At 37.1% G+C, this 13,334-nt stretch carries 9 protein-coding genes; 3 read left to right on the top strand and 6 right to left on the bottom strand.

What is annotated here, in order from left to right; all coding sequences use genetic code 11:
* Nucleotides 1–180: 180 nt before the first annotated feature.
* Nucleotides 181–960 (top strand): acetoin reductase, encoded by a 780-nt coding sequence (locus M997_RS14180; RefSeq protein ID WP_064720760.1) that lies wholly within the window; start codon nt 181–183, stop codon nt 958–960.
* A 121-nt stretch (nt 961–1,081) separates the two neighbouring features.
* Here the strand turns inward: M997_RS14180 and mutH are convergent, their stop codons facing one another.
* From mutH to leuA, 6 genes are all read right to left on the bottom strand, one after another.
* The gene (gene mutH, locus M997_RS14175) at nt 1,082–1,759 is read right to left on the bottom strand and encodes a DNA mismatch repair endonuclease MutH (protein ID WP_064720759.1); all 678 of its coding nucleotides are present in this window, start codon (nt 1,757–1,759) and stop codon (nt 1,082–1,084) included.
* Nucleotides 1,760–2,386: 627 nt separating this feature from the next.
* Nucleotides 2,387–4,066, bottom strand: coding sequence for an HTH-type transcriptional regulator SgrR (sgrR, locus tag M997_RS14170; RefSeq protein WP_064720758.1), 1,680 nt, complete (start codon nt 4,064–4,066; stop codon nt 2,387–2,389).
* Between the two features lie 294 nt (nt 4,067–4,360).
* Nucleotides 4,361–4,963, bottom strand: coding sequence for a 3-isopropylmalate dehydratase small subunit (gene leuD, locus M997_RS14165; protein ID WP_064720757.1), 603 nt, complete (start codon nt 4,961–4,963; stop codon nt 4,361–4,363).
* An 11-nt stretch (nt 4,964–4,974) separates the two neighbouring features.
* Nucleotides 4,975–6,384, bottom strand: a complete 1,410-nt coding sequence (gene leuC, locus M997_RS14160; protein WP_064720756.1) for a 3-isopropylmalate dehydratase large subunit — start codon at nt 6,382–6,384, stop codon at nt 4,975–4,977.
* Nucleotide 6,385: 1 nt separating this feature from the next.
* Nucleotides 6,386–7,477, bottom strand: coding sequence for a 3-isopropylmalate dehydrogenase (gene leuB / locus M997_RS14155; protein WP_064720755.1), 1,092 nt, complete (start codon nt 7,475–7,477; stop codon nt 6,386–6,388).
* 2 nt (nt 7,478–7,479) lie between these two features.
* Entirely contained in the window at nt 7,480–9,042 is a 1,563-nt protein-coding gene (gene leuA, locus M997_RS14150) for a 2-isopropylmalate synthase (RefSeq protein WP_064720754.1), read from the bottom strand.
* Nucleotides 9,043–9,921: 879 nt separating this feature from the next.
* Here leuA and leuO point away from each other — a divergent pair.
* Together leuO and M997_RS14140 are read left to right on the top strand one after the other, a co-directional pair.
* The gene (gene leuO / locus M997_RS14145; RefSeq protein WP_064720753.1) at nt 9,922–10,866 is read left to right on the top strand and encodes a transcriptional regulator LeuO; all 945 of its coding nucleotides are present in this window, start codon (nt 9,922–9,924) and stop codon (nt 10,864–10,866) included.
* A 537-nt stretch (nt 10,867–11,403) separates the two neighbouring features.
* A complete protein-coding gene (locus tag M997_RS14140) occupies nt 11,404–13,209 on the top strand; it encodes an AMP-dependent synthetase/ligase (protein ID WP_064720752.1) in 1,806 nt (601 codons plus the stop codon).
* The last annotated feature ends 125 nt before the right edge of the window (nt 13,210–13,334 follow it).

Here is a 13,334-nt window from a genome sequence, read left to right as displayed (position 1 = left end):
CCCTTTTTTTGAACAGTTACTCTAATTGATAATTATTTACAGCATGATTTATTGTGGATTTCATTTCGCTAGTGAAAGATCGTTATTTTGTAACCTGTAACGTAAGTTGTTACTGTGGAGTCATAGTAAAGTTCTTTTTTGGAAGAGCTTTTTCATCTGTAATAAATCAGGAGAAAGACAATGGCTTTGAATGGTAAGGTAATTTTAGTTACAGGCGCTGCTCAGGGAATTGGTCGTGGTATTGCATTGCGTCTAGCAAAAGAAGGTGCTGATATTGCTTTGGTTGACTTAAAAGCAGATAAATTAGCGGGTGTTGCAAAAGAGATTGAAGCATTAGGACGTAAAACGACCACATTTGCTGCAGATATTAGTCAGCGTGATGAGGTTTTTGCTGCTGTTGAACATGCAGAAAAAGCTTTAGGTGGCTTTGATGTTATGATTAACAACGCAGGTATTGCTCAAGTAAAACCACTTGCAGATGTTACACCAGACGATATGGATAGGATCTTTAAAATCAACGTTAATGGTGTGATGTGGGGGATCCAAGCTGCATCCGAGAAATTTAAAGCGCTTGGTCATAAAGGTAAAATTATTAATGCATCTTCTATTGCGGGTCACGATGGCTTTGCAATGTTAGGTGTTTATTCTGCGACTAAATTTGCTGTACGTGCATTAACACAAGCCGCAGCAAAAGAATATGCAAGTGCCGGTATTACAGTAAATGCCTATTGCCCAGGTATTGTTGGTACTGATATGTGGGTAGAAATTGATGAGCGTTTCTCTGAAATTACAGGAACGCCAAAAGGCGAAACATATAAAAAATATGTTGAAGGTATTGCATTAGGTCGAGCTCAAACACCAGAGGATGTGGCTGCATTGGTGGCTTTCTTATCAAGCGATGATGCAGATTATATTACTGGACAAGCCATATTAACCGATGGCGGTATTGTTTATCGTTAATTTCTTATAAAATATATTCTTACTATTTTTCAATGCCCTGTGTGATCCTCTTTACATTACATAGGGCATTTTCATATGCAGTCTATTTATTTAGCGCTATCGTTATATAACTTTATAGTAATTAAAGCTGAAAATAGCGGGCAATAAGAGGGGCAGTGAAGTTCTTCTTCAAATAAAACCCTCTGGGTAACGTCATTATGCGTTGGCCATCTTCACCTATTGCTTCTGTTAGTGCTTTGCTATTAGCCGCTTTTGGGCGGATTTGCAGCACTTGTCCGTGGCGTGCGGTAATACTTTCTACTTTACCCAGTACTATCATATCCATTAGCTCTTCCCAATCATGGCGTAGTAACTCTTCTTCGCTGCTATTTGGGCTCCAGAGCAGCGGTGAGGCTACTCTACGTTGTGATAAAGGGATTTCCCTTTCTCCTTCAACGGGTACCCACAACACTCTTGAGAGCTTATGTTTCACATGGCTATTTTCCCATGTGATGCCACTATTTCCCGTTAATGCGGCAACGCAAACGAAAGTGGTTTCTAGTGGCATGCCAAACCTATCAATAGGGATCGTTTTTAATTCAATACCAATATCACTGAAATCTTGTTCTGGTTTACTACCTGCATTTGCACCTAAATAATATTCTAGCAGCATTCCAACCCAGCCTTTATCTCGCTTTAAATCAGCAGGAATAGGCAGTTGAGCATAAGCGGCAAGTTCACCAAATGTATAACCCGCAAGGGCTTGCGCTCTTTCAAGTAAAACGTGTTCATTTTCAGGTGGTAGAGGTGATCTAAACATTGTGCTTATCTTGTTGTATGAAAAACAAACAGAAAAAAAGAGCCTGTTGATAATGTCTGTTAGGGTAATTTATTTAAATCATAATAGCATGATATATCATCATTTTTTAGGCTTAATCACATCATCAATATTTAAGTTTAAAATGTTGTTCACTGTTATCCCAAATTCATAAACAGGCTTGTGCACTAGGTTATCCACAGCTTTATGGGATAACTCTGCAAAAGTGAGATCACTGTTCTGATTTACAGCCTTGACTTTTGCATATTTTCCTCAAAATTATCCTATTTAGGCTAACTTACCAGCATAACCTGTGGATAAAACAGCCTGTGGTTGTTTTTTGTACGATTTGAGGTGCGCTCTCTTTTTATCGATTTATCCTATCGTTGAAATAGGCATAATAAAATGGCTATTAATTTGAATTATAAGTGATATTTTTATTTTTGTTATAGCAATTTTTTTTATAGTGATAAAACTATACCCTGATTATCTCACTCTTTTTCACATAGATATCCACAGAAAAAGTGAATAAATCCCCTGGGCATCTGTGTTGGTGTTTATAACTTTGGTGTTTTCTGTGAATTAACACCAATAAGTGAGCGTTTAATCACCAATCTAAAGTTAAATATCTTATTTTGATAGATTAGTCTCTATGTCTGGTGTAAACCATGCCGATTTAAAATCAAACCAACCAAAAGTATTCATTTTGACGCCACGAATAGTTCTCTGTCCTTGTAATTCAAGTAAATGATGAAATAAAGGATATAACCAAATATCTTGCGTCAGCTGTCTACACCATTCTTCAAGAGGTAATGTTTTTTGGTGCCATTGTTCTAGCTCTTGTGTAAAAGAAGAACCTAAACACCGATGAAATAAAGGAAGTTCATAGAGCGCTGCAAAAATAGAGAATTCAAGAGGTTTATAAAAATTTACAGTGGCTAGCCAAATGTCACTTTCAGCATTGCCATAATACCATTGATCGTAATCGATAAGGCGGATCTCTAATTCAATATCATATTCCGATAAAATACTTTTAATTAAATCAGCTATTGTGCTGTATTCGTGATGCTCTTTATAAAGCGTGAGAGTGAGTTTGGTTAATGACGCTGGTTTTGGATGCTGTCGAATAAGTTTACTGTGATGCCAATGTAGCAATAAACCATAAGCGGGTGACCAGTGTCGCTGATAAAAAGGATCGCAATGGCTTAGCATATTTACAGGCGTTAATACGCTGCTAAGCCATTCTCTGATCTCTGTTTGTTGGCATAATGTAGAACGGCCGTCATAAAGCAGAAAATAGCATCCTTCTTCTTTACGGCTCTCTAATGAGTCTTTGTTGGTATCGTCATCCGTTAAATGAATGGTTGAGCAGACCATTTTATTATTTAGTTGAGGTACAACCCAAATATCTATTTCATCTAATAAAGCCCTTAGTCCAAAATAGCGATTAAACGCTTTGATTTGCAGCTTATGTTTATCATTAGCAATAATCTGATAAGCCCCTGTGCCAATAGGATGTTGTGCAAAAGAAGGTAATGTTTCCCATTCTTGAGGTAAAATAACCGCTTGGGGGCTACCTAATAAGGTTGCAAATTGCTTATCCGCTGTGGTTAAAAAAATATCGAGCACATAAGGTTGAGGTGATGAGATGTATTCGATATGCGCATAAAGTGGATTACATTGCTTCATGCGAAGTAATGAGGTGCTAATATCTTCCAGCGTTAATTCTCGGCCATGATGAAAATAGATAGCGGGGCGTAAATAAAATCGCCAATGTTGCTCTGTTATCATTTGCCAATGATGTGCTAATTCTGCCTCTACTTCCCCATTTTCCTCTTTTAAATGAACCAAGGAATTAAATATTTGACTCATTAAATGCAGCTCTGAGCGTCTTAATGGTGTGCCAGGTAATAAATTATAGAAAGGGCGATAGTAAATAATGCGTAATAGCTGCTGTCCCGGATGAAAGCTTTTTTCAATTTGAGCTAGCACCATTTGTCGTACTGAGTCTTTATCTCCCATTAGGGCGACAAGTTTTTCAATATCGTTCTCTTCAATTAATCTTTCTGCACGATTTTGTTGAATTTCTAAGGCGTTTGAATGAAAAATTAAGGTGGATTTTTTACCTCGACCGACTTCTGCTTGCCAGCTTATCCAACCTATTTCTTGCATCTTATTTAATAAAGAGCGTACATGGCGACGCGTACAGTGCAGTGTCTCTGCAAGTTGTTGTAATGTTGTTTCAGTCGCTTTTCCCTGAAACGCTTGCCATAGACGGATAAATTGTGACTCTAAACGGGGTGAAGTCATAAAAGAGGAAATCCCTTGCTAAAGTGATCAATTTTAATTTCCTTATATTAGACGGATAATAACTGTGTTTAAAGTTAGCTCTCTTGTTAGTGATTCAAAATTGTGAATTCTGACAGACTCCCCCATTTGAGCATTCGGTGATTGCCGGCCAGTAATAATTAATTACTGGCTTTTTTATTTTTTAATATCGGCAGTAGTTTTTATTTAAATGAAAAAGCCGTAAACGAATTTACGGCAAGAATGGCAAAGTTTAAACATCACAGAAAGTAGAAGAAGGTGTAAATTTCAGTTTAATTACTGCATAAATGCAGGCTGTTTCGTTTCATAAGCACTTATATCATCTTGGTGTTGCAGTGTTAAACCAATGCTATCTAATCCTTCAATCATGCAATGGCGACGAAATGTATCTATTTCAAATGAAAAACATAATTCACCAGCTCTTACTTCTTGAGCAACTAAATCAACGGTTATAGATGCGCCCGCATTATTTTTTACCCAAACAAATAATTGGTCTATTTCATCATCCGTTAATTTGACGGGTAATAATTGATTATTAAAGGCATTACCATAAAAAATATCGGCAAAGCTAGGGGCAATAACCGCATGAAAACCATAATCGGTTAATGCCCAAGGCGCGTGTTCACGAGAAGAACCACAGCCGAAATTTTCACGGGCTAATAAAATAGAAGCGCCTTGATAAACGGGCTTATTCAGAATAAACGCGGGATCAGGTTGTGTGCCTTCATCATCTAAAAATCGCCAGTCATTAAATAAGTGTTTACCAAATCCTGTGCGTGTTACTTTCTGCAAAAATTGTTTGGGGATAATAGCATCGGTATCGACATTTGCTGCATCTAAAGGAACGGCAATACCCGTATGTTGAGTAAATTTATTCATGGTGTTCTCCTTTAAGATGCCACGGTAAAAGTGCGAATATCAGCAAAATGACCATTAATAGCAGCAGCTGCGGCCATTGCTGGACTGACTAAGTGTGTCCTGCCCCCGCGCCCTTGACGGCCTTCAAAGTTACGATTGCTGGTGGAAGCACAGCGTTCACCGGGATTTAATCTGTCATTGTTCATAGCTAAACACATTGAACAGCCTGGCAAACGCCATTCAAAACCAGCCTCAATAAAGATTTTATCTAAGCCTTCGGCCTCAGCTTGTGCTTTTACTGGACCTGAACCTGGAACCACAATTGCTTGAACATGAGAGGCAACTTTATGTCCTTTAGCAATTTCAGCGGCAGCACGTAAATCTTCAATCCGTGAGTTAGTGCAAGAGCCAATAAAGACTTTATCAATTGTGATATCCGTTAAATTAACGCCTTCATTTAACCCCATATACGTAAGTGCTTTTTCTGCTGATGCACGCTCAACAGGGTCATTAAAACTGTTTAATAAAGGCACTATTTGGTCAATGGCAATAACTTGACCTGGATTGGTTCCCCAAGTGACTTGTGGTGCGATATCTGCGGCATCTAAGGTTATTGTGGCATCAAATTGTGCATCATCGTCAGATTTTAAGGTACGCCAGTAAGCGACTGCCTCATTCCAGGATTGATCTTTGGGGGCAAATTGACGTCCTTTTAAATAGTCAAATGTGGTGTCATCAGGAGCAACTAAACCTGCTTTGGCACCCATTTCAATTGCCATATTACATAAGGTCATTCGGCCTTCCATACTTAAGGCTTCAATCGCTTCGCCAGCAAATTCAACGATATAACCCGTACCACCTGCGCTACCTAATTTCCCAATAATCGCTAAAACGATATCTTTTGCCGTAATACCAGCCGCGGCTTTGCCTTTTACTTCAATTTTTAAGGTTTTGGCTCGAGATTGTTTTAAGGTTTGTGTGGCTAATACGTGTTCAACTTCAGATGTACCAATACCAAAAGCTAATGATCCAAATGCACCATGCGTCGCGGTATGTGAGTCGCCACAAACAATCGTCATGCCCGGTAAGGTTAATCCTTGCTCTGGTCCCATAACATGCACAATACCTTGCAATGGGTGATTTAAGTCGTATAAGGTCACACCAAATTCTTGGCAGTTCTTCATTAACTCTTGCATTTGAATTCGTGCCATATCACCACAAGCATTGATGTCTTTTGTTTGTGTTGAGACATTATGATCCATCGTTGCAAAGGTTTTATTTGGTTGACGAACAGGGCGACCTTTTGTTCTCAATCCATCAAAAGCTTGTGGTGATGTCACTTCATGCACTAAGTGTCTGTCGATATACAAAATCGGTGTTTCATCATTCACTTCTCTGACAACATGTGCATCATAGATTTTTTGATATAATGTTTTTCCCATGTTATGCCCCTTCACGAATATATTGAGCGATGTAATCACCCATTTGAGTCGTTGTTATTGCTTGTCCATCACCGGCTAAATCCGCAGTGCGATAGCCTTTGGCTAATACTTGAGTAATTGCATCTTCAATAGCTTGTGCGGCTTTATCTTCATTAAAGCTGTAACGCAGTAACAACGCAGCAGATAATATTTGCGCAATAGGATTAGCAATATCTTTGCCCGCTATATCGGGTGCTGAACCGCCAGCAGGCTCGTATAACCCAAAGCGCTCTTCGTTTACACTCGCAGAAGGTAACATTCCCATCGAACCTGTGATCATGGCGCATTCATCAGATAAAATATCGCCAAAAATATTGGAACACAGCACGACATCAAACTGAGATGGATCTTTGATCATCTGCATTGTTGCGTTGTCGATATACATATGTTGCACTTCAACATCAGCGTATTCTTTTGCTATTTCTGTAACCACTTCACGCCATAAAATAGAGCTTTGTAACACGTTGGCTTTATCAATTGAGGTGACTTTATTGCGACGTTTACGTGCTGATTCGAAAGCAAAACGTGCAATACGCTCAATTTCATAGCGGTAATAAATTTCAGTATCAAAAGCGTGTTCTTCAGCGCCTTCACCTTTACGACCTTTAGGTTGGCCAAAATAAATTCCACCGGTCAATTCACGGACACATAAAATATCGAATCCGCGCTGTGCGATATCCGCTCGTAAAGGACAATAAGCTTCTAAGCCTTCATATAAGCGAGCTGGGCGCAAATTGCAGAACAATTTAAAATGTTTACGCAAAGGTAATAATGCACCACGCTCGGGTTGTTCGTTAGCGGGTAAATGTTCCCATTTAGGGCCGCCAACTGAACCAAATAAAATCGCATCAGCTTGCTCGCAACCTGTTAAGGTATCTATTGGCAGCGGTGTGCCGTGATTATCAATGGCAATACCACCGATATCGTATTCTTTTGTCGTGATTTTCAGTGAAAAACGCTCACTTATTGCATTCATCACTTTTTTTGCCTGAGCCATAACTTCAGGGCCAATACCATCTCCGGGTAATACTGCAATATGATAATTTTTTGACATAATTAAACCGCTTCTTGTTGTGTTGTATGTTGTTTGCGTTTTTCTATTTCGACTTGCTCTGAGCGCCAAATACTATTGATAACATGCATCATGGCATTGGCTGATGATCCGACTATATCTGTTTCTAATCCCATGCCATGAAATTTTCGGCCTTGATATTCGACAACAATATCTACTTGTCCTAAGGCATCTCTTCCTTCACCTTTTGCCGTTAATTGATAAGAAACTAACTGTAATGGATAACCTGTTGCGCGAGATATTGCTTGGTAAACTGCATCTACGGGGCCATTTCCTGTTGCGGCTTCAGTGATTTCATCGGTTCCACATGTAATGCTAACGCTTGCTGTTGCAATCGTTGATGAACCTGATTGAGTATTAAAATAATTCATTACAAACTGTTCAGGTTCTTGTTGTTGTTGCCCCATAAAAGCTAACGCTTCTAAGTCATAATCAAAAACTTGGCCTTTTTTATCAGCTAAGCGTAAAAATGCGGCATACAAGTTATCTAAATTATAATCAGCTTCACGATAGCCCATTTCTTCCATACGATGTTTCACCGCTGCTCGACCAGAGCGAGAGGTTAAATTTAATTGTACTTCTTTTAAGCCAATGGATTCTGGTGTCATAATTTCGTAGGTTTCACGATTTTTCAGTACACCGTCTTGGTGAATTCCTGATGAATGTGCAAATGCATTTGTGCCAACTATGGATTTATTTGCATGAATTGGTGTGTTGCATAATTGGCTGACTAATTGACTAGTACGATATATTTCTTTGTGATTAATACCCGTTTGAACATTCATCATTTGCTCACGAACTTTTATTGCCATTATTACTTCTTCTAATGCACAATTTCCTGCTCGCTCGCCTAATCCGTTAATTGTGCCTTCAACTTGTCTGGCTCCTGCTTGAACCGCAGTAATTGAGTTAGCCACTGCCATGCCTAAGTCATCATGACAATGAACAGAAATGATCGCTTTATCGATATTAGGTACGCGTTCGAATAAGTTAGTGATAATGCCGCCAAATTGGTAAGGCGTGGTATAGCCTACAGTGTCAGGTATATTGATGGTGGTAGCACCTGCATTGATAGCACTTTCAACAATACGACATAAATTATCAATATGCGTTCTGCCTGCATCTTCACAAGAAAACTCAACATCGTCGGTATAGCGGCGAGCCCGTTTAATTGAACGCATTCCCATTTCAATAATGTCATCAAATGATTTTTTCAATTTATGTTCAGCGTGCAATGCTGAGGTTGCTAAAAATACGTGGATACGAAATGCATCGGCAATTTTTAAAGACTCTGCTGCAACATCAATATCGTTATCAACACAACGTGCTAAGGCACAAATACGGCTATTTTTAATTTCGCGAGCAATAGTTTGCACTGACTCAAAATCACCAGGAGAAGAAACAGGAAAACCAGCCTCAATGATATCGACACCTAAACGCTCTAATGCATAAGCAATTTGTAATTTCTCTTTTACATTCAAGCTAGCCTGCAAGGCTTGTTCACCATCACGTAAGGTAGTATCAAAAATAATAACGTTGTTGCTCATAATCTGTTCCTTTCTTTTTATTTAATTTTTTGCGCTCTCCCTGGTATAAAAAAACCCGCGACTAGCGCGGGTTTCTCTCTAAGGGCAGGTTTGTTTCATCTTTTACCCATAAGCCAACCGCGCATAATAATTGCGAGTAGTAGTAGGCTTGATAGTAAAATTGCGTTCAACATGAAACATCCTTAGATAAGTTCTCAATAATCTGTATTTATTGATACTAGATACCAATAAATATGTCAAGCATTGGAATTTATTAAATCACTACTTAGACTGTATTCATATAAAATTCTTAGTGGTATTGGCTAATATCTAAATTTTTATAAATGATTATATCTATCTCGGATTCATTGATTAGGTTAATATTCTGCATAGTGTTTCAAAAGGAGTGAAATAAAAAATTAAACAAATGTTTGCTTTTTTTTTAATCAGATAAATAAGTGAAAAACCAATCGATATGAAGAGATGATCAAACAATAAGTCAGGACAACATTTTGAATGTAAGCATAAAATTAGTTGTATCACATATTTTTATGAATTAAGGTTTTTTATTTAAGTTAGCAAAATGTATCATTTTATTATGATTTTTATCATGCTTTGTTTTATTATTTGCAAGGCAGAAGATAAAACAGGTTGTAATATATGTTTATATAATCATTCTCTACATGTAATTATAATGTTATTTTTTCTATAATTATATCCAAGGTAATTTATCGGTTGGCAAAATATTTTATATGTTTAGTTCTATGCATGGACGATGAATAATAAATTTTAATAAATAGTTAAACTAATGGTTTGGTTTTATATATTTTTAATATTGATTTTATAATTAATTATTAATGATATTTAAATAGCCATTATGCTAACATAGTGGAGTAAAAAATGACGGATTACACATCAGCAACAGTTACCAGTAAAGAGTCAGCAGATATGCATTTACGCAATGTTGATCTTAATTTATTAACGGTATTTGATGCTGTTATGCAAATGCAGAATGTGACACGTGCTGCTCAAGTTCTTGGCATGTCTCAACCAGCAGTAAGTAATGCGGTATCTAGACTCAAGGTTATGTTTAATGACGAATTATTTGTTCGTTATGGACGAGGTATCCAACCTACATTAAGAGCTAAACAACTTTTTGGCCCAGTTCGCCAAGCATTACAACTTGTTCATAATGAATTACCAGGGGCCGGATTTGAACCTGAAAAAAGTGATCGAATATTTAATTTATCAATATGTAGCCCAATTGATATAAAACTAGCACCCAAAATAGTTGAAAAAATAAAAGAACAAACACCTAATATTACGGTTAATATTAATTCTTATTTAAACGAAAATATAGAACATCAATTAAAATACCAAGAAGTAGAGTTTTTCATTAATTATAAACAATTTGATAAAATGGAATTTCATTCACACCCATTATTTAATGATGAAGTTGTTTTGGCTGTATCAAATAAGCATCCTCGTATTAAAGAGAGTGTAACCGAAGAGATGTTATTAAAAGAGCATCACTCTATTGTTTCTTTGGGGGATATTGGTTCGTTTAGCTCTTGTTATTATAAAGGAACAGAATTTGAGGATTTAATTACTTATCAAGGGACTGATTTAAATAGTGTACTAAATATTGTTTCTAAAACATGTTTAGTCGCTATCGCACCAAAATGGTTAGTGGAATGTTATTCACAACAACTTGATATTAAAGCTGTGTCGTTACCATGGGAACAAACTAAGCGCCCATGTTACCTTATTTGGCATGAGTCCACTGCACGTGACAAAGGTCATTTGTGGATGAAAGATTTGCTCAGTGAAGTTTGTCAAAACTAGAGTGTGATTTCACTCATAATTAGTATTCTATGCTAATTATGCAGAAATAGTGGCAGGTATTGTTAGCCTTTGCTAATAACCAAAAGTATGTTTTATGCTGTTGATAAGACCCATTGGATTGCTGTCACTATTTTTGCCCATTGCTTCTACGTGATTTACTTAATCATATAACGTTAATCTATATCTTCCGTTTTTTTCCTCTGTTTTATTCAATTATTTTTTATTCTCATCTTAGATATTTATTGATTTTAATTTGTTATTTATTGTTTTTATTGTTGTTTTTTGTTTTTGCGTTTATGAGGATAGATAATCAAGTCGTTATTTATTTTACTGACTGTAATGAGATAGTTTTCATTGGCAAAACTTTTCATAACTCACAATTTTACAAATTTATGTAAAATTGGATTCCTTTATTTTTATGGATCACTTAGACTTTTATTCGAGTCAGCGAACAGGTGTAAGCTGAAAATGTAGAAAAATGTTTTTCTACTTTCTGCCACATTAACCTCTCGCTTTTCCATAAATAGCAGGAAAATTATGATAACTAATAATAATCTTGATGATTATCATATAATTAAAAGATTGCAGATGCAATTTTTACACAGCGGAAACAACATTGCTTATCGTCAATGGGATGCTAAACAAGATATTGAAATGTCATGGGCATCGGTTGAAAAAAAAACGCGCGCACTCTCAAATGCTTTACTTGAGATGGGCGTTGAAGTTCAAGAAAACATAGGTATTTTTTCTCAAAATACAATAGATTGGTCGTTGGCTGATATTGCTTCATTGCAGCTGCGCGCTGTTACTGTTCCGCTTTATGCAACGAGTAGCGTTGAGCAAGCCGCATATATTTTAAATGATGCAAAAGTTCGTATTCTTTTTGTTGGTGACCAAAAACAATATGACATTGTTTCTGAATTATTAGATTTATGTCCTCAACTCGAACATATTATTGTGTTTAATTCTGATGTAATTTTAAACGCAGGTTCCTCTTCATGTTACCTAGAAAGCTTATTGGAAGGCTCACATTCTCAATATGATGCTGTATTACAACAGCGTATTGATGAGAGCTGCTTAGACGATCTTTTCACTTTGATTTATACCTCAGGTACAACAGGTGAACCCAAAGGAGTGATGTTAGACTACACCAACCTCGCTTCTCAGCTTTATTTACACGATGAACGCCTTTCTTTATCTGATAAAGATGTTTCATTGTGCTTTTTGCCGTTATCCCATGTTTTTGAAAGAGCATGGAGCTTCTATGTGATGCATACAGGTGCTATAAACGTATATTTAACAGATACTCACGCTGTTAGAGAAGCAATGAGTGCTGTGAAACCTACAGTAATGTGTGCCGTTCCTCGTTTTTACGAAAAAGTTTATAGTGCGATTCAAGATAAAGTTTCTCAAGCATCTGTATTGCGCCAATTTATCTTTAAATGGTCAATTAAACAGGGTGAAAAACAGCGGGAAGCAGAGTTAAGTCAACGTCGCCCTAATTTCATTTCTCGTTTTTGCTATCGCTTCGCTGATAAGAAAGTACTGAAACCACTACGTGATATTCTTGGCGGTCGAGTTCGTTTTCTACCTGCTGCGGGCGCGCGTTTAGATGATGCTGTTATTCGTTTCTTCTTAGCCACTGGCATTAATATCAAATACGGCTACGGCATGACAGAAACTTGCGCTACAGTTTCATGCTGGGAAGAAGGTAAATATAAACTAGGATCTATCGGTACACCCTTGCCCGGTATTGATGTTCGCATTGGTGAAGAAAACGAAATTCAAGTGCGCGGCAGTATTGTAATGAAAGGGTATTTTAACAAACCTGAAGATACACAGGCTGCTTTCACCGATGATGGCTGGCTTCGTACAGGTGATGCGGGGGCATTAGATAAAGACGGCTCGCTATTTATTACCGAACGCTTAAAAGATTTGATGAAAACATCAAATGGTAAATATATTGCACCTCAAATGATTGAAGGTACGTTAGGGCAAGATCGTTTTATCGAACATATTGCTGTTATTGCTGACACGCGTAAATTTGTTTCTGCGTTGATCGTGCCTTGTTTTGATGCGCTTGAAGACCATGCACGTGCATTGAATTTAAAATATCACGATAGAATCGAATTATTACGTCACACTAAAATTAGAGAATTATTTGACGAGCGCTTGCGTGAAATGCAAAAAAACTTTTCTAGTTTTCATAAGGTTAAACGATTTACCTTACTTGCTGAAGGTTTTACGATGGAGTCTGGTGAATTAACACCAACATTAAAACTTCGTCGTAAAATTATTTCAGAACGTTATCGCAATGAAATTGAATTAATGTATCAAGACTAATTGCTCAGTTATTAAAAGCACCTTTAAGGTGCTTTTTTCTTAATTAACTCTTTTTTTGATTGATAAGAATAACTATAGCAATTGATAAAAGAGATAAACGGAAACGTTGACGCATACGGTTTTAT

The organism is Proteus hauseri ATCC 700826 (assembly GCF_001654965.1).
GTDB lineage: Bacteria > Pseudomonadota > Gammaproteobacteria > Enterobacterales > Enterobacteriaceae > Proteus > Proteus hauseri.
The sequence above is the reverse complement of the archived record's forward strand: the minus strand, read 5'-3'. Positions and strand labels throughout refer to the sequence as shown.